The organism is Micromonospora sp. DT63 (assembly GCF_049841615.1).
GTDB lineage: Bacteria > Actinomycetota > Actinomycetes > Mycobacteriales > Micromonosporaceae > Micromonospora.
The window spans coordinates 1500264-1520638 of record NZ_JBNCKQ010000001.1 but is presented as its reverse complement, the minus strand read 5'-3'; the positions used below and the strand labels follow the sequence as shown (position 1 = coordinate 1520638).

Below are 20375 nucleotides of genomic sequence, written 5' to 3'. Positions count from 1 at the left end.
CGTCGTTGAACACGGTGATGGTGCGGGTCACCGTGGCGTTGCGGGCGTAGCTGGGTACCGCCTGCGGTAGTGGGAAGGTGCCGTTGGAGTCCGAGTTGCCGGAGGCGGACCAGTACGGGAGGTCGACCGCGGCCACCGGGTTGAACGCCGCCTGCACACGCTGGATCTGCGCGTTGCTCCACGGATCGGGCAGGTTGTCCGCACCGTAGACCGGGCGACTGTTCTCCTCCGTGGTGAAGTCGGTGGTTCGCACGCCGGGCACGACGCTGGCCCAGGCGGACAGCAGCGTGTACGGACGCAGGTCGCTGGCGTCCTTGCCGCGCTTGGCAGCGGTCGCGGTGGCGAACCACGTGAAGCCCTGCTTGGTGCTGCAGGCAGGCCAGATGTACTCGCCTTCGCCGTCCGGGCGCCCGGAATTGCGATTCAGGGCCTCGCCGTAGCGGCCGACGCCGTCCAGGTAGTGCGCGAAGATGGCGAAGTTGGGGTAGTTCATGGCCGGGTATCGGCTGGGCGAGTCCGCGCCAATGCCGGCGTCGATGCTGATCGGCCGGGTGCCGTCGTTGCCGTTCATCGCCGCGTACAGGTCCTGTTGGAACTGCTGCGAGTCGTTGTTGTTGGAGCTGGGCTCGTTGATCTGGCTCCAGCGGATGATCGCCGGATGGTTGCGGTCGCGCAGGGTCAGCGCACGAGCGTGGGCCACCATGTTGGTGCGTCCGGACACGAAGTCCTGGGAACCACTGCGGATGGCGGTCTCGTCGATGACCATCAGGCCCATCTCGTCGGCCACGTCGAGCATGTACGGGCTGACCGGTTCCATGTGCATGCGTACCACGTTGTAGTTGAGACGCTGGTAGTTGTCCACCGCCTGCGGCCAGCCGCCGTTGCCGGACGACGGCGGCAGGAAACCGGGCAGGGTGTCGTACGCGTCGCCCTTACCGCCGTAGTTGACCCGGTCGTAGTCGGCGCCCTGCAGGCTGTCGCCACGGAAGTTCACCCGCACGCCGTTGAGGTAGTAGTACTCGCCGTTCTGCGTGCTCTCCCGGAAGCCGAAGCGGTACGTGGCGTCACTGCTGCGGCCGTCGTCAACGGTGGCGTGGATCGCCAGGCGGTGCAGTTGGGCGCGGTACCCGGACCGGTACGGCACATTGGGCCACCAGTACGAGGTGGCGCCGAGGTCCCACGCCACGGGGCCCACCGTGACCTTCACGGTCGAACGGGCCGCCACCGTCACGGTTTGCTGTGGCAGCTGCGGGTAGCTGAAGGAGCCCGCGCCGTCGGACGTGATCGACCCGCTCAGGGTGACGGTTCTGGTCGCGGCCGAGGAGTTGGTCACCGACACGTCGTAGCTGAGGGTGCGGTTCGCCACCGAGGTACGGACGAACGCGTCGCTGACATACACCGCCGGGTACACCCGCAGGGACGCGGACCGGTAGATGCCCTGCGGTACCGCCTCGGACCAGTCGGCCGCTATGGGGACCAGGTACTTGCCGTCGGACGACCTCAACGCGCCGCGGCCCTTCACCTGCACACTGATCGTGTGGGTGGTGCCCGGTGCGGCGTAGGCGCTGATGTCGAAGTTCGACGGGGTGAACGCCGTCGTCTGGGTGGCGACCACGCGGCCGTCGACCGACAGTGTCGCCTGGTGGTTGACGGCGCCGAACTCGATCCAGGTCGACTGCGGCTGCCCCGAGTCCGGCACCGTGATGCTGCGCGAGTACACCGCCTCGTTCACGTCGGTGAAGCCCTGCTTGTACCAGCCACCACCAGGCACCGCGATCGAGGTCGTTCCCCGACCCGCGGGCGTGAAGGCCCACGTCCCGGCCAGATCGACCGAGGCGATCGCGCCGTTACCGGCCGCCACACCGTCAAGTCCGGCGGCCGCGACACTCTGCGTCACGACCGGCGCGGCCAGGGCCGGCCCCGGGGTCGCCAGGGTCAGGCCACCCAGCGTCAGAGGCAGGCTGAGCGCCACGGTCGCGGCCAGCCCTCTGACCGACGCCGACAATCGGCCACCCCAGCGGACGTTCGTACGATGCACGGTTACCTCCTGCGACTCACCCGACAGCCATGAAGGCTGCGGACCAAGGCCTCGTCGCTGACGGTGGTCGAATCGATTCGACGGACCGCCGGCGTCGTCAGCCACCCGGGAGGGTGGACACGGCCGACACGTAGATGTGATTAACCGGCAACGCGGGCGCTGAGTCAATGATTTGGATTCATCTATCTTGTGCCGAAGCCTGGAACTCCATCAATCCGCACAAAAGCCGCAGCAAAGGTAGGACGAAAGGCCCGTCGACGCAGCGAACTCCGACTGAAGCGCCGACGAGATCGACGCCTTCGACCACAAGGTCGCGACCGCCTACCGGTGGCCACGCGACGCGTTCTCCGAGCGACTCACCCATGCCGGCTTCCGGAGGGAACGCCTACCCCGACCCGGCGACGACCAGCGCTGGCCGTACGCCGTCATGGCCGCGGTCGGGGTGTGATCACGCCGAGGGCCGGCCTCCCATCGCGGGAGGCCGGCCCTCGCTCAGCTGAGCACCCCCGTCGAGGAGGCGTCCGGTACGGCGGCAGCGCGCTCAGGCGGCGAGCTTCCCGGCGATCTTGACGACCCGCTCGGCCATGTGGTCGAGGGCCGAGAACTGGGCGTCGCCCAGCGGGGCGTCGTTGCTGCCACCGGTGACGTGCGAGACGCCGTACGGGTTGCCGTCGGCGAACTTCAGCGGGTCGGTGTAGCCCGGGGCGACAACCAGGCCGCCGAAGTGGTGAACGGTGTTGTAGAGCGCGAGAAGGGTCGACTCCTGGCCGCCGTGCGCGGTCATGGACGCGGTGAAGCCGGCGTACACCTTGTCGGCGAGCAGCCCCTGCGCCCACTGCGGGCCGAGGGTGTCGATGAACTGCTTGAGCTGGCTGGCGACGTTGCCGTAACGGGTGGGCGTGCCGAACAGCACGGCGTCCGCCCAGACGACGTCGTCGGCGGTGGCCTTCGGCTCGTTCCTGGTGGCGTCGAAGTGCTGGCTCCAGGCGGCGTTGGAGGCGATGGCCTCCGCCGGGGCGAGCTCCGGAACCTGACGCAGCCGCACCTCGGCGCCAGCCTTCTCACCAGCCTCGGCGAGGCGCTTGGCCATGGCGTGGAGGGTACCGGTGGACGAGTAGTAGATGACGGAGAGCTTGGTCATCGGAGGCATCCTTCCCAAAGTAGTTGCCGCTGATAAATTTGCTGCAGCAACAATCTTGACTGTAGCAGCCACCGCGCGGCACCCTCAACGGCCCGGCCATGCCCAGCTCCGTGACGGAGCGCACCAGGCGACGGGCTCGGGCTGTGGCCCTCCAGCCGACGAAGCGGAGGTTCTGGCCCCGCGATGAGGCGATGGACCCCCGCGGCGCCACACCTGCGGGCCTCGCCGCTGGCTGTCCGCTTCACCGCGATCTGCCCGGCCTGGACGGCGAACAACGCGCACCATCAGTTGCGGGGGCAGACGAGCGCGCCGCTGCTGGTGCTCAACGGGCGGTACGACCCGGCCACCCGTACGACGGGGCCCAGCGGGTGGTGCGGCAGCTCGGCAGCCAGGGTCTGACGCGTCGACGTCGTGACGGTGACACCCCAGCTCACGGTAGGTAGTGCGACCGACTGGTCAGTCTCCTACCCGCCGGTCGGGGCGTCGCCGGTCATTCGCTGCGCATCGGTGGATCAGGAGTCGTCGGACGGGTCGGCCGGCTGCTGTCCCGGCCAGAACGGCCACTCCTCGAATGACCGGCACCGGCCGTCGTCGGCGAAGCGCATGACCCACAGGTCGCGGTACTCCTGGTCGACCGGGTCACCGTAGCGAACCTCTTGGCGCGACACGGCGGTGTCGCCCTCGACCGCGACGATCTCCGTGGTCATCCGGAACACCTCGTCGGGACCCTTGCGCTGCTTCTCCCACATCCGGGCGATGGCCGGCAGACCGACGACCGGCGTCCAGTATGGCCCCTGCCGGTAGCTCGCATCCTCAGTGAAAAGCGTGACCAGCGCGTCCGTGCCCGGCGTCCGCCAGAGCCGCTCGTAGGCGGCGAGCCAGTCCTCGACGTGCTTCCTCTCCATGGACATCACCTTGCCACCGGAGCGGCGGCCAGCCGGGCGAACCGCGAGCTGGGGTCGCGCTCCCACCGATCCGGTGAGTGGGTGAGCAGCGGCAGATGGCGATCCGCTTCGCCGTCTTCGCTAACGTCCTCGATCTGGACGAGCACGGGGATCCGCTCAACGAGAAGTACGCCGAGCGCCGTGCCGGCGACCTGGTTCAACGGTGCTGCCCTGCAGTTGCTGCACGGATATCGCTGGCCCGGCCGACATTCGTCCGGCGCGATCGCTCCGGATCGGCCGCTGATGGAGTGGCTGACCGTGGGTTGCTCAGAGGCCACTGGTCCAGGTGCCACAGGCTGCACGGACCCGCGAATCGGCGGTGACCGTCCGGGCGAGGGTCACCGCCGATAGCGTGGTCGAACCGGTCAGGCGGCCGAGCAGGCGGTGTCCAGCTCCTTGATGGCGGCTTCCAGGGCCTTCTTGCTGGGCTTGGCGTCGGCGGACTTGTTGTACGCGTCGCTCAGGCTCATCATCTCGTTCTGAATCTTTTCGGAGGCGGCGGTGACTGCCTCGTTGGCGCTCATCGAGTGCGCCAGGATCGCTACCGAGCCGGCGGCCCACTGGGCGCTGACCGCGAAGTGCCCGGCCGGCGGGCCGATCTTCTCGGCCTTGGTGACCTTAGCCGCGTTGTCCTTGATGTCCTTCTTGATGTCGGCGCAGGCCTTCACCGTGGCCGCGTCGTTGGCTGCGGTGCTGGCCGCGGTGGTGGCCGCACCGCCGGTCGGAGCGGCGCTCGAGGCCGCCGGCGACGGCGAGGTTGCGGTGCCCTCGGATTCGGGCTGCGGATCGCAGCCGGACGTCGCGATCGCCGCCGTAACAGCCAAGCCGGCCAGGACGAATCGAGTTCGGTTCATCGATGTTCCCCCGTGATCTTCATGTTCGGCGCACGCTACCAGCCCCGGTCGAACGGGTGGGGGCAGTTTCGTGGCCGACGCTCCACACGAGTCACCAGCTCGCCAGAATCGTCAAGAGGGCTTGTCGGGAGCGGTAGCCGGTGGCCCTTGTGCCGGTCAGCGGTGGCTGACGACGTTCACCACCTTGCCGTCGGGGTCGCGGACGAAGAAGCGCCGCACGCCCCACGGCTCGTCGGTGATCGGGTGCACGATCTCTGCGCCCGCCGCACGTACCGCCTCGTAGGCGGCGTCGACGTCATCGACTTCGACGCTGAGGTCCGGGTTGACGGCTGCCGCCGTGTCTCTGGTGACGAGGGTGACCTGGGCGGTGGGGTTGGACGGTGAGGCCAGGGTGACCACCCAGCCCAGGTTCATGTCCTCCCGGAAACCCAGAAGCTGGTAGAAGCCGCTGCTCGCGGCCGGGTCGGCGGTGGTGATGTCGGGCACGGCGCGGCGGATCGTCATGCCGGATTCTGGCATGCGATGTGCCACGGCATCCTGACCTGCGGCTGCCATCAGGCGGATTGCCGGTGACCGCCGAGTGACAGGAGCAGGCCGGCGGCGGCCAGGGCGATTCCGGCGGCGGCGGTGTATTCAGGGAGTTGGGCGGGGATGCCGAGGTAGACGGTGATGCCGAGGATGCGGGACAGGCCCCAGGGCAGCAGCGCGAGCTGGTCGTTCCACACCGTCAGCGCGCGTTCCAGGCCCACCACGGCGACCAGGGCGGAGAGCACGCCGAGGGGCACACCCGCGGCGGTGAGGGTCAACCCGACGGCGCTTCGGCGGCGCCTGCCGTACCGGTCCCGCAGGACGACGGCGACGACCACGAACAACCAGCAGAACGCCGCGAACGCGACGGTGACGTACGCCGCGCGCACGCTCGGCGCGGTCCAGAAGGCGAACCAGTAACCGCCCGGTCCGCGCCCGGCGAGCGCCGCCAGCAGGAGCACGCTGCGCAGCAGCGCGACGCCGCCGAGCGCGGCCCACAGGTGGTACGGGTCCCGGCGGCCGACGACGAGGCGTACGACGAGTGTGAACAGCGCCCACCCACCGAGGGTGACCAGCAGGTGCGCCGGCGCGGCGAACCAGGTCAACACGAGCCGGCTCGCCACCAGCACCAGGGCCGGGACCAGCCACACCAACACCCGATCCGCCCGCGTCGTGGGCGTCGGCAGCGCGGCGACCCGCCACGGCCGGAGCGCGCCGAGCAGCAACCCGCGCGCGGCGGCGGCGCCGAACCCACGCCCGTAGAGGCCGAGCAGCACCACCAGCAGGATCGACCCGAGCATCGCCCGGGCCGCCCAGGCCATCGCCGGGTCCCGGTCGGCACGCCGGGCCCCGAGGTCGGCGGCGGTGAAGTTGTACGCCGGCAGGTCCACATCGGCGCCGTAGCGCTGCCGGTGCGCGTCGCGCGCGTGGTGGTATGCCGCTGTGGCCAGCCGCCAGTCGTGGCGGGCCGCCGGGGCACCCGTGTCCAGCCACTGCGCGTGTCGCAACACCATGGCCCGGTACGCGCTCAGCGTCTCGAACAGGTCGACCTGGTAGTCGAGAGTCGCGGTGAAACGCCCGCGCAGTTCGGCGTCCCGCCAGGTCGCCGGTTCGGTTCCGGCGACCAGGTCCCGCATGCGCCGGGCCAGTACGACTGCCTGCCGGCCCTCCTCGATCGCCTCGTCGACGTGGCCGCCGGTCACCGCGTAGATGCTGTCCAGTGCGGCGGAGTCGCCGGTCGGGATGTCCCACTCGAAGATCCACATCATGGGCGGCGGTTCCAGCCCGAGCGCCCGCACCGACCGGTCGGCGTACGGGCCGATGTAGAGGCCCTTGGTGACCGCCTGCCGGGACAGCGCCATGGCCTGACCGATCGCGGCGACGGTGCCGGGATCGCCGGAGAACGTGCGGTACGCCCAGTCCGCCGTGATCTGCGCCGGGTCGACGTTCGGGTCCCAGGCCAGGCGGCCGACGGCGTACGTGTTGAGGTCGTAGAGCTGCCAGAACCCCGCGCGCAGGTACAACGACATGGGCCCGGCGCGCAGGGGACCGCCGTCCTGGGTCCAGTTCCAGACACCCTCGACATTTCCGTTGGCGGCGAGGAATGCGCGCAGCGCCTCGCCGTGCAGCGGGCCGAGATCGTTGGGCAGCGAGCCGAACCCCTCGAACTCGCGGCGGGCCTGGAACTCCACGATGCGGCGATGCCCGCCGCCCAGCAGGGTGGTGTTGAGCGGCAGGTGGCTGTAGAAGTCGCCCAGGGTGTACTTGGTGGACACGATCAGGTGCGGGTCGTCGAGCCCGCCGAGGACCTGCGCGTACGACTCCGGGTTGGTGTGCAGGTCGCCGACGGCGCCGACGCCCACCGTCCACGTGCGAAAGATGATCTCCTTTCCGGCCGTGCCAGCCGTGTCCAGCAGTGCCCGTAGCATCGCGCGCACGGACGCCGCCGTGTTGACCGCGAGCTTCGACGAGTAGTCCCAGCCGGCCCCGGCGTACACCTCGCCGCCCTCACCGACACGGACCATCAGGCCGTCAACGAACGGCATGCTCTCGAACAGCTCGGCCAGACCGGCCTGGTAGACAGTCCACAGCCGAGGGTCGGCCGTGTCGAGGCCGCCGACGGTCCGCGTCAGGTACGCCTCCAGCGGCGGCGACACCGCGAGCATGTCGGTCAGCAGGAAGACCCGCACGCCCATGTCCTCGGCGTACTTGAAGACGGGGCCGAACGCGGCGACCATCGCCCGTGCGCGGTCGACGTGCGGGTCGCCGGGCGGGTAGACCGCGTGCCCGTCGCCGACCTTCGCGAACGTGACGTACTCCAGGAAGCCGGGCACGACGACTCCGTTGAATCCCTGCGCCACCGAGTGGTCGACGAACTGCCGGAACTGCGCGTCGATGCGGGCCACCGCGGCGGCGTCCACCCACGGCGCGCGAGGCAGGACCGCCGTCCCGACCACGTCGGTGTTCAGGCCATAGTCGTCGCCGGCGGCGAAGACGGCCGGGTCGGGCTCGCGCCCCACCGAACCCGCGTCGGTCAGCCGCAGGCCGAGCCGGGGGATGACCACCCGACCCGCGTCCGCCGCTGCAAGCGCCTCGGCGCCGGAGCGGATCCGGTCGGCCAGCCGGTACATCCCGGCTGCCACGCCCGCGACGTCGCCGCCCTCGACGGTCAGCTCGGCGCCGCGCACGTCGAGCCGGTACGACTCGGGCGTCCCGCCGAGGGTGGACAGCACGCCCGCCCGCAGCGCGGTGACCGCCGACAGGTCCGGGGTGGCGACCGGTGCCGTGCCGGGTGCGGCCGTCGCGGGCTTGGCCGGGTGCGGCGCGGCCGGGACGAGCACCGGCCGGGGCAGGCCGCGAAAGACGACCGCGTCGGCGACGGCGGTTGCGGCCTTTTTCAGCCGCAGATCATCGGGTACGACGAGGGACGCCAACGGCGGCACCGGTGCGGGCGTCCGCGCCGGCGCGGCGACAGCGTCCTCGCGCGGCACGGCGGCGGGGGCGTGGCTCAGCCCCAGCGTTTCGCCGACCCCCCAGGCGGCGGCCGCGCCGAGCGCCAGCAGGACCGCCGCGGCGACGAGCAGCGGGTACGGCCTGCGGGCCTGGGCAACGTGAGCCACGCTCGCATCGTAATCGCTGCACCGGCCCGCGCCCGGCGCCCCCGCGGTGAGGATGCCGGGCAGCGGCGGTGCTCAGAGAGCGATCCGGTCGAACTTCTCCCAGGCGCCGATCGCCGTCCGGTTGGCGATGAGGGGTTTGGTGCCGCCGCTCTCCGCCACCACGTACCTGCCGTTGGTCGCGGCGCGCAGGCTGATCGTGTCGTCCGAGTTGTTGATGATGGTGAACTTCTCCCAGGTGCCGACCTTGGTGCGGTTGGCGATCAGTGGTTTGGCGCCGGCGCTCTCCGCCGTCACGTACCGACCGTTGGCACGCGAGCGGAGCGCGACATAACCGCCGCCGGCACTGATCACGTCGAACTGCTCCCACAGTGCGACCGTGGTGCGGTTGGCGATCAGCGGCTTGCCGCCGGCGCTCTCCGCCACCACGTAGCGATTGTTGGTCCGTGAGCGGAGGGCGACCGGAGGCGCGGCCACCGGTGCGCCGGTCAGCCCGGTGAGGGCCGCGTGGGTGCCGTTGAAGACGTTCTGGCTGTAGTTCCCGGGCTGGCTCGGGTTGCCGGCGGCGTACTGCCAGATGGTCTCCGCGGTCCAACCCGCCGGCAGGGGTGGACGAGTGGTGGTGTAGCCGGCGATGTCCAACGGGTTGGCGCCGAACGACGCGTTCTTGCCGGTGCACGGGTTCCAGTAGTTGGTGTTCGTGTAGATCATCACGGGCCGGCCGATGCGTGCCTTGACCTGGTCGGTGAAGGACCGGATCCAGTTCGACATCTCGGTCGGGGTCAGCCCGTAGCAGGTGGGCGCGTCGCTCCAGTAGGGCCACTCGATGTCGACCATCGGCACGAGGGTCTGGCCGTCCTTGGTGAACATCGCGCTGTCGACAAAGAAGTTGGCCTCGTTGATCGGATCGCGCTTGTCCGGACGGGCGAAATGGTAGGCCCCGACGAGCAGACCGGCGTCCTTGGCCGCGGCATAGTCTTCGGCGAAGTACGGATTGAGGTACGTCCTGCCTTCCGTCGCCTTGACGTAGGCGAACTTGACGCCGCTTGCCGCGACCGCGGGCCAGCTGATCGGGCCCAGGTTGTGGTCGTGGCTGGAGACGTCGATGCCCCTGACCGTGTAGCCCGCCGGGATGGCGGCACTCGTGGACGTCGCGGCGCTGCGCGCGCCCGGGGTGATGCCAGCGTTCGCTCGGCCGCCACCATCGGCGGTCGGGTCCGCGGCATGCGCGGGCTGCGTGACGCCGAGCGCCGTACCGACCGCGAGGCCGGCGGACATCAGCACGCAGAGCAGTCTTCTAGGCATGGTGAGGTGAGTTTCTCCTTGCTCGCGGGCCGAGTTGACCACCGGCGCGGCGGGCAGAACCCGCCACGCCTGTGTCGCGCGCCGAGAGGCGCGGCTGGCTGCCTCCATCGGCGTGGGTCCGCAGGAGTATTTCTTGTCGACGGGAGATCGCACCGTCCCGGAGGAGCGAAATCAGATCATCAGCAGGACGCGTCGAGCCGAACGGTGGAATTCGAGAGTCGGGGACACCGCCACGGCGGCCGCGAGCGGTGTGCCGGCCAGCAGCACGCCCACGGATGTGTCAGGTCCGGTCCCCGGTCCAGGCCGCTTCGAGGATCGCGGTCAGGCTGGCGGTGTCGGTCGGGCCCGGATGGTTCTGGATCAGGCGGGTGACGCCACTGGCCATCTCCGCGAAACGCGGGAGGTCGGCGCGTGCCACGCCGATGTCCGCCAGGGTGGCAGGAATGCCGATGTCGGCAAGGAGTCCGTCGAGCCAGGTGAGGAACGTTTGCGCGGCCTCGGCATCCGAGGCGTCGGTCACGTCGAGCCCGCACACCCCGGCGAGGATGGCCAACCGGTCGGCGATCGCATCCCTGGCCGCGTCCAGCGCGTAGGGCAGGAGCAGCCCGACACCCAGGCCGTGTGGCGTGTGCGTGGCGGCGCCGATGGGGTACTGGAGGGCGTGCGGGGCCGCGTTGCCCGCGTGGGAGAAGGCGAGCCCGGCGAGCATGGACCCGTAGGACATGTCCGCGCGCGCGTCCGTGTCGCCGCCGTCGGTGACCGCGCGACGCAGGCTACGGGCGATCCGCTCCGCGGCCCGGAGCGCGTAGTGGTCGGTGATCGGGTTGCGGCCGAGGAAGACCTGCTCCACCGGGTCGCGCGGTCCGTGGGGCCGGGGTCGCGCGGTGTAGCTCTCCACCGCGTGACAGAACGCGTCGATTCCGGAGTGGGCGGTGACGGTCGCCGGGCAGGTGTAGGTGAGTTCGGGGTCGACGATGGCGAAGTCGGGCACGATGTGGACGCTGGAGACCCCCACCTTCAGCGCGCGGTCCGGGTCGGTCAACACCGAGACGGGTGTGAGCTCGGAACCGGTGCCTGACGTCGTCGGGACAGCGACGAGAGGAATCGTCGGCCCCGGCACCTTCGACTCGCCGTAGAAGTCGCGCGGTGTCCCACCGTGGCGCCGGATGACGCCGACGATCTTGGCGAGGTCGATCACCGTGCCACCACCGATGGCGAGGATGACGTTGGCGTCCACCTCGGCGGCGGCCGAGACGGCCAGGGCGACATCGGTGAGCGGCACGTCCGGAGTCGCGTCGGAGAACACCGCGACGACCTCGACCGTGTCCCGCACGGCGGCCACGATCTCGGCCACGCCCGGCTGCCCCAGCAGAACCTGGTCGGTCACGATGAGGACCCGCGAGCCACTCTCGGACACCACCCGTGGGATGTTCTGCGCGACCCCTTCGCCGACGATCAGCTGGCGTGGTCCGCGGACGGTCTCAAGCATGTCAGTGCCTCTCTCGAACGTCGGCGGCGATGTGCTGGGCGAGCGACCGGGTCACCCGCGCGACCCCGACGGCGTCGGTAGGGTTGGCCGCAAGGATGGCGCGGACGCGCGCGCCGGGCGGCCGGAGCAGCAGGGCGGTCACGGCAGGTCGATCGCCGCGTAGGTGAGATCGAGGTATTCGAGGATGCCCTCGTGCGACCCCTCCTTGCCGATCCCGGACTGCTTGACGCCTCCGAACGGGGCCGACGGGTCCGATATGAGGCCGCGGTTGATGCCGATCATCCCCGTGTCCAGCCCCTCGGTGAACCGGAGCGCCCGCTGGAGGTCCCGGGTGAAGACGTATCCGACCAGGCCGTGTTCGGTGTCGTTGGCCTTCGCCAGCACCTCGTCGTCGGACGTGAACGAGATGATCGGCGCCACCGGACCGAAGATCTCCGCCCGCAGCATCCGCGCGTCGTCGGGCACGTCGACGAGGACCGTCGGCGGGTAGAAGTGGCCCGGCCCGTCCGGACGCTCGCCGCCCACCAATACCCGCGCGCCACGTTCGACAGCGTCGGCGACCAGCTCGTCGATCGTGGCGACCGAGGCCTCGTCGATCAACGCTCCGACGTCCACGCCGTCGTCGAGACCATGGCCCACCGACAGCGCGCCCATCCGCTCGGCGAAGCGCGCCGTGAACTCCTCGCGCACCGGCTCCTCGACGTAGATCCGGTTGGCCGCGATGCAGGACTCCCCGATGTTGCGCATCTTGGCCACCATGGCGCCGTCGAGCGCGACGTCCAGGTCAGCGTCCGCACACACGATCAAGGCCGCGTTGCCGCCCAGTTCCATTGACGTACGCAGCACGTTGTCCGCGGCCTGCCGGAGCAGCACGCGCCCGACCTCGGTCGACCCGGTGAACGAGAGCTTGCGGGTCCGACTGTCGGCCAGCAGCGCCGAGACCACCTCGCCGGAACGCTTGGTGGTCAGAACGTTGACGACGCCCGGGGGGACGCCAACCTCCTCCATGATGCGGGCCAGGAACAGCATGGTCAGTGGCGTCTGGGCGGCTGGCTTGGTGATCGTCGTGCAGCCCGCTGCCAGCGCAGGAGCGATCTTGCGGGCACCCATGGCCAACGGAAAGTTCCAGGGCGTCACGAAGACGCACGGTCCGACCGGCTTCGGCACGGTGAGGATGCGGTACCCACCTGCGGGAGCGACGCTGTAGCGCCCCTCGACGCGCACCGCCTCCTCGGCGAACCAACGGAAGAACTCGGCGCCGTAGGCCACCTCCGCCCGAGCCTCGGCGAGCGGCTTGCCCATCTCGAGCGTGATCAGCCGGGCGACCTCCTCGGTTCGCTCGGTCAGCGCCCGGTACGTCGCGGTCAACAGCTCTGACCGTTTCCGTGGCGGGGTCGCCGCCCACCGCGCCATTGCCGTGCTCGCCGCGTCCAGAGCGGCGAGCCCGTCACCGACGTCGGCGTCCGCCACCTCGGCGATGGTCTTGCCGGTGGCCGGGTCCTCGACGACGAAGGTGGCTCCGCTTGCGGCGTCGCGCCAGGCGTCGCCGATCCGGAGCCGCCGGTGTTCGGGGGCCAGGACGTTCATCGGGTCACTCATCGCGTCGCCTCCTGTGATCTTCTTGGTGATGTCCGGCGTGCCGCAGCGATCGCGCTGTGCGCGCAGACGGACGGGTCACCCGCCCTCGTCGGGGGCGAGGTTCGTCGAGCGCGTCGAATGGGGCAGTGGCCCGGTCGGCGGGGCGACGCCCGGCACCACCGATCGCCACTGCCGTCTCGGCGTCCCGGTTACCGCCCAGCCTCGGACAGCGACAGCCCGGTGTCCGCGTCGAACAGGTGCGCCCGATCCAGGTCGACCGTGACCTGCAGCCGTTCGCCCGGCGTACCGGTGACGGTGGGCCGGGCCTTGACCTTGACGATCTTCGTCCCCACTCGGACGTCGACAAGCGTCCGGTCACCGAGCGGCTCGAGCCCGTAGAGTTCCCCGGACAACGACGCGTTCCCACGCTGCTCGACGGACAGGTCCTCCGCTCGCAGGCCCAGCAGCAGCGCACGACCGTCCTCGGCGGTGGTCCAGCGGGGTCGTGGCAGCGTCCAGCCCTCCGCGCCGACCAGACGATCTCCCTCGGCGCGGCAGGCGAGCAGGCTGATCGGCGGGCTCCCGACGAATCCCGCGACCCACTGGTTGGCGGGACGTTCGTACACCTCGGTCGGCGTTCCGACCTGTTGCACCTTGCCCTCCTTGAGGACCGCGACCTGGTCGGCCATGGACAGCGCCTCGACCTGGTCGTTGGTCACGTAGACGAACGTCGCTCCGAGGCTCCGGTGGATGCGGGTGAGCTCGGTGCGCATCTCGACGCGGAGCTTGAGGTCGAGGTTCGTGAGCGGCTCGTCCATGAGAAACGCGCGCGGGCGACGGACCAGCGCCCGGGCCAGGGCGACACGCTGCATCTCACCGCCCGACAACTGCGCGGGACGACGCTGCAGCAGACGTTCGATGTGCAGCAGGCTCGACATCTGCTCGACCGCGGCGGCGATCTCACTGGAAGAACAGCGGCGTGCCCGCAGGGGCGACGCGATGTTCTCGTACACCGTGTGTCGCGGGTAGAGGGCGTAGCTCTGGAAGACCATCGCCAGGTCGCGTGCGGCCGGGGTGTCACCCGTCGCGTCCCTCCCGTCCAGGTGCACCGACCCGGCGTCGAGCTTCTCCAGGCCGGCGATCGCTCGCAGGGTCGTGGTCTTGCCTGCCCCGGAGGGCCCGAGCACGACGAAGAACGAGCCGTCCGGCACGTCCAGCGTCACCCCGTCCAGGGCCTGGACCTTCCCGAAGGACTTGCTCAGCCCGCGCGCTGCCACGGTTCCCATCAGGCCACCAGCTCTTCCGTACGCACGTCGTAGACCGCCGGGGTCCCGCCGGTGTGCCGCAGCCCGACCTTCGCGTCAGCGGCGAAACGGACGGTCGGTGGCATCCGAACCCGTACGTCGCGCTCGCCGCCGTGGTCGACCACGTAGATGATTTCGTCGCCCAGCCACTCCGCCGAGACCACGCGGGCCGGGACAGTGCCGTCCGCCCCTGGCTCGGTGACTTCCAGAGCCTCCGGCCGTACGCCCGCCACCAGGCGAGCGTCGCGCGGCAGACCGGGCGGTGGCGTGAGGACCAGACCGCCCTGACCGCGCAGCTTTCCGTCGGCCACCTCCACCTCGATCAGGTTCATCGGCGGGGAGCCGATGAACGCGGCGCAGAAGAGACTCGCCGGCCGGTCGTACACCTCCAGCGGCGTGCCGATCTGCTCGACGCGGCCCTTGTTGAGGATGGCGATCCGGTGACCGAGCGACATTGCCTCGACCTGGTCGTGGGTGACGTAGACCATCGTCGCCCCCAGTTCCCCCTGCAGGTGCTTGATCTCCGTGCGCATGTCGGCTCTCAGCTCGGCGTCCAGATTGGTGAGAGGTTCGTCCATGAGGAATGCGCGCGGCCGTCGCACCAGGGCGCGAGCGAGCGCGACGCGCTGCTGCTCCCCACCGGACAGCTGGCGCGGTCGCCGGTCCAGGAGCGGTCCGAGCCGCATCAGCCGGGCGGCCTCCTCGACCCGCCCGCGCACCTCCGCCTTGGGCAGCCCCTCGGCCCGCAGGGGGAACGCCAGGTTGTCGCGGGTCCGCAGGTGCGGATAGAGCGCGTAGAACTGGAACACCATGGCGATGTCGCGCTCGGCGGGCGGCAGGTCGTTGACGAGCGTGTCGCCGATGCGGATGTCGCCAGTCGTCTGCCTTTCCAGGCCGGCGATGGCCCGCAGCGTGGTCGTCTTGCCGCAACCCGAAGGGCCGAGCATCACGAACAGCTCGCCATCACCGATGGACAGGTCCACGTGATCAACCGCTACCGTCCCGTCCGGGTAGCGCTTGTGCAGTGCGTTCACCTCGATGCCCGCCATCAGCGTCGCACCGCCCCGAGCGTCACACCGGCGATGAGATGCTTGCGCACCAGGTACGCGAAGACGAGCACCGGTAGGGCGAACACCACGGAGGCGGCGGCCACGAGACCCCAGTCCGTCGTGGTGCCACCGATGAGGCCGGCGATGGCGGGCGGAGCCGTCCGCACGTCGTCGCTGGAGGTGAGGAAGATGGCGAACACGAACTCGTTCCACGAGAAGATGAGCGCGAAGACCGCCGTCGCGGCGATGCCGGGCACGAGCAGGGGGAGGGTGAATTTCCAGAACGCCTGCAGACGGGTGTAGCCGTCGAGCATCGCGGCATCCTCGTACTCCGCGGGCACCTCGTCGACGAACCCCTTCATCATCCAGATCGTGAACGGGACGTTGAACGCGGCGTAGATGAGGATCAGCCCGAGCTTGCTGTCGATGAGCCCGACCTGGCGGTACATGAGGAAGATCGGGATCACCACCACCACGGGCGGCATGAAGCGGGTGGACAGGATGAAGAACAGTTGGTCCTTCTTGGCCTTCACCGCGAAGCGTGAGTAGGCCCAGGCCGCCGGCACCCCCAACACGGTGGCCAGCACCGTGGAGACCCCCGCGACCACCGCGGAGTTGAGGAACGAGACGGACAGGGCCGAGCGACCGCCATCGGGAGCGACGAACACGTCCCTGTAGTGCTCCAGTGTGACTCTGAAGTCGAAGAACTTCGCCGGGATGGCGTAGACGTCGCGGTTCTCCTTGATGGACGTCTCAATCATCCACAGCACCGGAAAGAGCATCACGACGGCCAGCATGATCAGCAGCGCGACCTCCAGCCCGGAGCGGCCCCGGCCGCCGAGGCGGCGCGCGGGGGGCGAGTGATCCCGGGCAGGACCTGTGGACACGGCCTCGTCGACGGAGACGGCCATCAGTCCTCCTTGAGCTTGTTCAGGTAGCGCAGGTACAACTGCGTGAGGACGATGACGACGAGGACCATGAGAATCCCGTACGCCGACGCGGTTCCGGTGTTGAAGCCCAGGAACGCCACCTTGTAGACGTGGAACGACAACGTCTCGGTGGAGACGCCCGGGCCTCCGTTGGTGAGGATGTAGACGAGGTCGAACAGCCGGAAGGCCTCGATGGCCCGGAACATCACGGCAATGAGGAGCAGCGGCCACACCAGGGGAAGAGTGATGGTGCGGAACCGGAACCACTCGGACGCCCGGTCGATCGAGGCGGCCTCGTACAGGTACTTGGGAACCGCCGTCAGGCCCGCGAGCGCGATGAGCATGATGAACGGCGTCCACTGCCAGGTGTCGACCACGACCAGGGAGATCAGTGCCGTCCGCTGCCGGGTGAGCCACTCCACCTGCCCCAGGCCGAGCGAGCCGAGCATGCTGTTGATCACGCCGAACTGCGCGTCGAGCATGAATCGCCAGAACAGCCCGACCACTACCGGCGACAGCATCATCGGCACCAGGAACAGAGTGGTCAGCACTCCTCGCCCGTGCGTACGCCGCGAGATCAGGTAGGCGATGCCGAAACCGAGCACGGTCTGCAGGCCGACCGCGCCGATCACGTAGATCAACGTCGTCAGGGCCCTCTGGTGGACCTGCGCCGACGTCAGGATGGCGGTGTAGTTCCCGAACCCGATGAAATTGGCGGGCCCACCGCGGGTGGCCGAGTAGTCGGTGAAGGACAGGTACAACGCCCACAGCAACGGGAACACCGACATGGCGAGCAACAGCAACAGCGCGGGGGAGATGAAGCCCACGGCGAGCCCGCGGTCGGTCAGCCGGCGGGACCGACCCGGCGCAGGTGGCGGCACGGACGCCACCTGCCCGGGGTTGTCGGTCGTCAGAGGGACGGGGTCACTCACAGCCCGCCGCCGCCCTTGCGGCCGCTGGAGTCGAGCACACCCTGCTGCTCCTTGGCGATGTCGTCGAGCGCATCCTTCGGCTTCTTCGCGCCGTTGAGGGCCGCGTTCACGTTGGTGTTCTCGATGTCGACGAGGCGCGCGTACTCGGGCACGTTCCACATGTCCCGCATCCGCGGCACCGAGTCCGTGTACACCTGGTTGAAGGGCCCGGCGTTGAGGAACTCGGGCGACTGCAGGGCGTCCGTACGCGAGGGCACGCCACCAGCCGCGGCCCACTTCTTCTGAACATCAGCCTGCTCGAACCACTTCATGAAGTTCAGGGCCTCGGCCTGGTTGGCCGCGGAGGAGTAGGCCGACACGTGCATCCCCATGCCGCCGAGGGGGACCAGGTTCGTCTTCTGGCTCGGCAGGGTGGCGAAGCCCAGCTTGTCGAGAATCTGCTCCCGCGTGGTGCCGAGCGTCGACTGCTTCGGGTCCAGCAGCCCGCCGCTCGCGGCGATCCAGTTGAACGCGATGCAGGCCTTGCCCTGGGCGACCGCCGCGTTCACCTCGTCGATGAACCAGTTGCCGGAGCCCTTGGCGGTCAGCGGCTTCATCTTGTTGACCAGGACGTCCATCGCCTCCTGGCCGGCGGCGTCGTTGAGGACGCCGTTGATCTTGCGGGCCTTGGCGTCCCAGAGGTTGCCGCCGTAGACGCCGTTGACCGTGTTGTAGGTGACGGCCGCCGCGTCGGAGCCGTTGGCCTGGTGGAACGCCAGCCCGCTGACGCCGGGATTCTCCGCCTGGCACTTCTCGGCGACTGAGATCATCTGGTCCCAGGTCTGCGGAGGCTTGTCACCGATCAGGTCCTTGCGGTAGATCATCGTCCAGGTGTCGCCGAGCAGCGGCAGCCCGTACAGGCTGGCGTTCTCGTCGCGTTTGCCCGTCTCCGCCTGGGGGAACTGGCCGTAGGCCGCCAGGAGGTACGGGTTGTAGGCCGCGACGTCGATGTTCTGCTTGACGAAGTCGGTGAGGTCGAGGATGTTGCCGTTCGTCACGGCCTCGCCGATGTGCTGCGAGTCCAGGATCGCGATGTCGAAGTCGGTCTTGTGCGCGGCGAACTGGGTGAACATCGCGTCGTGCCAGTTGGCGTTCGGCACGGTGTTGACCTTGATGGTCGTGTTCGGCCGCTCTTTCTTGTACTCGGCGTTCGCGAAGGCCTCCAGTGCCTTGGCGGGGGGCCAGTCGAACCAGATGAAGCTGAGAGTCAGCGGGTCCTTGGTGAGTTCCGGGATGGTCGCCGGCGCCTTGGGGGCGCTCGCCTTCTCGCCGTCGTCCTTGCCGTCGCCGCATGCCGTCACGGTCGTGGCGACCAGCAGCAGGGCCGCCGCCGCCAGCCGCGCCTTCCGGCCGGGAACGGACATGATTCCTATTCGCTTCGGATTCCGCATGTTCTCGCCTGCTTTCTGGGTGGGAACTTCCAGAGCCTCGCTATGCGCTTCGCCGAGCAGTTGCTGGGTTGTTCAGGCGTGTCGCTGGACTGTCGCGGGGGTCGACCCGGGGGTCGGCGTCACGAGTACGCCGCCATCTGCTGGGTCTGCAGACCGTCGGGCAGTCCTCCAGGTGATCGAAGTCGCCGTGGCGGGTGGTTCCGCGATGGTGGAGGATGAAGATCATCCGTCGCGTTTCCTATACGATCCGGGTGGGGGCGTCAGCATGCCGCAGCGTCGTGACTGGTGTCAACAGGTTCCCGAAGGCGCAAGAAAGGACCTCAGGTCACGATGGACGACGAAGCGATGAGCGGGCGGGGCCGGCGGGCCGTGCCGGGTGCGATGCCGCCGGGAAGATCTCGCGGCCGGCTCGCCGACGAGGTGTACGACACGCTGCTCGGACAGCTGATGTCGCTCCGGATCGAGCCTGGTTCCCGCGTCACGATCGACGTCCTGGCGCGGGAGCTGGGGGTCTCGCAGACGCCGATCCGCGACGCCCTGAACCGTATGGAGGCCGAGGGCCTGGTCGTGCGTGTGCCCCATGCCGGCTACCGCATCCCACCCCAGATCACCCGTCACCGATTCGAGGACATGCTCGAGGTTCGCCTGCTCCTGGAGCCGGCGGCGGCACGCAGATCCGCCGAACGGGCGTCCTTGGAGCAGGTGGCCGGTCTGCGGCGGATGCTGGAGGAGATGGCCGAGCTTCAGGGGGGCAGCGGGCTGCTGGCCTACGGTGCCTTCGGGCTACGCGACGCCGCTTTCCACGATCTCGTCGCCCAGAGCGCGGAGAACCAGGTCATCCGGGAAGCGCTCGCTCGCCTGCACAGCCACGTGCACCTCTTCCGGCTGCACCACGACACCCAGGTCACGCACCTGGCCATGGCCGAGCACGAGGACGTTGTGGCAGCGATCGCCGCGCGTGACCCCGACGCCGCTGCTTACGCGATGCGTCGGCACATCCTTCGGTCCGGCGAGCGTTTCCGTCGATTGTTCGACGAGGTCAAGGACGCGGACCCGATGACGGTGGAGGGTTGACGGGCGGGCTGGGCCGAGGAATGCTAACTCGATCAGATCGGATTGGATCTGATCCACCCCGCCCGTCCCCACATGCGAGGAGAAGCAGGTGCCCAGAGCGCTGCTCCTGACCGGCGACGCCGCCGAGGAACTCGACACCATGTATCCCTACTACCGCGTGCAGGAGGGCGGCTGGGACGTCGACGTCTCGTCCCGGACGATGCGTGACGTGCAACTGGTCATCCACGAGTTCGACCCCAACTCCGACGCCTACGTGGAGAAGAACGGCCGGAAGCTGCCGGTCGACGTGCCCTGGGCCGAGGTCGACGTCGAGCGCTACGACGCCCTCATCATCCCCGGTGGACGTGCCCCCGAGTGGATCCGGGTCGACGCCGACGTCCGGCGCATCACCGAGCACTTCTTCGCACGCAACCTCCCCATCGCGCTGGTGTGCCACGGTGCGCAGGTGCCGGCGGTGTACGGGCTGCTGAAGGGCCGGAAGACGGCGTGCTTCCCCCCGATCACCGGTGACATGGAGAACGCGGGCGCGACGGTCATCGACGCTCCCGACGTCGTGGACGGCAACCTCGTCTCCTGCCGGGGTTGGCCCGACATGCCGCAGTTCGGCCGGGCGATGATGGAGCTCTTCTCGAAGTCCGTCAACTCCGCCTCGGCATGAGCGCAC

Annotated in this window: 19 protein-coding genes; 4 read left to right on the top strand and 15 right to left on the bottom strand. The window is 69.4% G+C overall.

Going from position 1 to position 20375, the window contains the following annotated elements; genetic code table 11:
• Together ACLQ27_RS06685 and wrbA are read right to left on the bottom strand one after the other, a co-directional pair.
• On the bottom strand, positions 1-2038 hold a 2038-nt coding region (locus ACLQ27_RS06685; RefSeq protein WP_425865921.1), incomplete at its 3' end, for a glycoside hydrolase family 2 TIM barrel-domain containing protein.
• Between the two features lie 541 nt (positions 2039-2579).
• The gene (gene wrbA, locus ACLQ27_RS06680) at positions 2580-3188 is read right to left on the bottom strand and encodes an NAD(P)H:quinone oxidoreductase (protein ID WP_374109226.1); all 609 of its coding nucleotides are present in this window, start codon (positions 3186-3188) and stop codon (positions 2580-2582) included.
• Positions 3189-3362: 174 nt separating this feature from the next.
• On the opposite strand from wrbA, the gene ACLQ27_RS06675 reads away from it, so the two are divergent.
• Entirely contained in the window at positions 3363-3578 is a 216-nt protein-coding gene (locus ACLQ27_RS06675; RefSeq protein ID WP_425865920.1) for a hypothetical protein, read from the top strand.
• Between the two features lie 113 nt (positions 3579-3691).
• Here the strand turns inward: ACLQ27_RS06675 and ACLQ27_RS06670 are convergent, their stop codons facing one another.
• Together ACLQ27_RS06670 and ACLQ27_RS06665 are read right to left on the bottom strand one after the other, a co-directional pair.
• Positions 3692-4084 carry a YybH family protein gene (locus tag ACLQ27_RS06670; protein WP_425865919.1) on the bottom strand — a complete coding sequence of 131 codons (393 nt, stop codon included), beginning with the start codon at positions 4082-4084 and terminating at the stop codon, positions 3692-3694.
• Between the two features lie 5 nt (positions 4085-4089).
• The gene (locus tag ACLQ27_RS06665) at positions 4090-4284 is read right to left on the bottom strand and encodes a hypothetical protein (RefSeq protein ID WP_425865948.1); all 195 of its coding nucleotides are present in this window, start codon (positions 4282-4284) and stop codon (positions 4090-4092) included.
• On the opposite strand from ACLQ27_RS06665, the gene ACLQ27_RS06660 reads away from it, so the two are divergent.
• Positions 4219-4446, top strand: coding sequence for a hypothetical protein (locus tag ACLQ27_RS06660; RefSeq protein ID WP_425865946.1), 228 nt, complete (start codon positions 4219-4221; stop codon positions 4444-4446). The genes ACLQ27_RS06665 and ACLQ27_RS06660 overlap by 66 nt on opposite strands.
• A 42-nt stretch (positions 4447-4488) precedes the next feature.
• On the opposite strand, the gene ACLQ27_RS06655 is transcribed toward ACLQ27_RS06660, so the two are convergent.
• From ACLQ27_RS06655 to ACLQ27_RS06605, 11 genes are all read right to left on the bottom strand, one after another.
• Entirely contained in the window at positions 4489-4977 is a 489-nt protein-coding gene (locus ACLQ27_RS06655; protein WP_357493068.1) for a hypothetical protein, read from the bottom strand.
• A gap of 156 nt (positions 4978-5133) precedes the next feature.
• Positions 5134-5481, bottom strand: coding sequence for a VOC family protein (locus ACLQ27_RS06650; protein ID WP_425865918.1), 348 nt, complete (start codon positions 5479-5481; stop codon positions 5134-5136).
• A gap of 50 nt (positions 5482-5531) precedes the next feature.
• The gene (locus ACLQ27_RS06645) at positions 5532-8624 is read right to left on the bottom strand and encodes a hypothetical protein (protein ID WP_425865917.1); all 3093 of its coding nucleotides are present in this window, start codon (positions 8622-8624) and stop codon (positions 5532-5534) included.
• Between the two features lie 72 nt (positions 8625-8696).
• The gene (locus ACLQ27_RS06640) at positions 8697-10034 is read right to left on the bottom strand and encodes a GH25 family lysozyme (protein WP_425865916.1); all 1338 of its coding nucleotides are present in this window, start codon (positions 10032-10034) and stop codon (positions 8697-8699) included.
• Between the two features lie 172 nt (positions 10035-10206).
• Positions 10207-11415: an iron-containing alcohol dehydrogenase gene (locus ACLQ27_RS06635; protein ID WP_357493060.1), complete on the bottom strand. Its 1209-nt coding sequence runs from the start codon at positions 11413-11415 to the stop codon at positions 10207-10209.
• A gap of 138 nt (positions 11416-11553) precedes the next feature.
• Positions 11554-13014: an NAD-dependent succinate-semialdehyde dehydrogenase gene (locus ACLQ27_RS06630; RefSeq protein WP_425865915.1), complete on the bottom strand. Its 1461-nt coding sequence runs from the start codon at positions 13012-13014 to the stop codon at positions 11554-11556.
• Positions 13015-13202: 188 nt separating this feature from the next.
• Positions 13203-14279, bottom strand: coding sequence for an ABC transporter ATP-binding protein (locus ACLQ27_RS06625; protein WP_357493056.1), 1077 nt, complete (start codon positions 14277-14279; stop codon positions 13203-13205).
• A complete protein-coding gene (locus tag ACLQ27_RS06620; protein ID WP_357493054.1) occupies positions 14279-15346 on the bottom strand; it encodes an ABC transporter ATP-binding protein in 1068 nt (355 codons plus the stop codon). The genes ACLQ27_RS06625 and ACLQ27_RS06620 overlap by 1 nt, the downstream gene beginning before the upstream one ends.
• Entirely contained in the window at positions 15346-16257 is a 912-nt protein-coding gene (locus tag ACLQ27_RS06615) for a carbohydrate ABC transporter permease (protein WP_357493052.1), read from the bottom strand. Before ACLQ27_RS06615 ends, ACLQ27_RS06620 begins: the two co-directional genes overlap by 1 nt.
• Positions 16257-17156, bottom strand: coding sequence for a carbohydrate ABC transporter permease (locus ACLQ27_RS06610; protein WP_234580970.1), 900 nt, complete (start codon positions 17154-17156; stop codon positions 16257-16259). Before ACLQ27_RS06610 ends, ACLQ27_RS06615 begins: the two co-directional genes overlap by 1 nt.
• A 47-nt stretch (positions 17157-17203) precedes the next feature.
• Positions 17204-18610, bottom strand: coding sequence for an extracellular solute-binding protein (locus ACLQ27_RS06605; protein ID WP_234580973.1), 1407 nt, complete (start codon positions 18608-18610; stop codon positions 17204-17206).
• Positions 18611-18967: 357 nt separating this feature from the next.
• Between ACLQ27_RS06605 and ACLQ27_RS06600 the strand changes: the two genes are divergently transcribed.
• Positions 18968-19711 carry a GntR family transcriptional regulator gene (locus tag ACLQ27_RS06600; protein WP_357574275.1) on the top strand — a complete coding sequence of 248 codons (744 nt, stop codon included), beginning with the start codon at positions 18968-18970 and terminating at the stop codon, positions 19709-19711.
• Between the two features lie 88 nt (positions 19712-19799).
• On the top strand, positions 19800-20369 hold the full coding sequence (locus ACLQ27_RS06595) for a DJ-1/PfpI family protein (protein ID WP_222952845.1): 570 nt from the start codon (positions 19800-19802) through the stop codon (positions 20367-20369).
• Positions 20370-20375 lie beyond the last annotated feature (6 nt).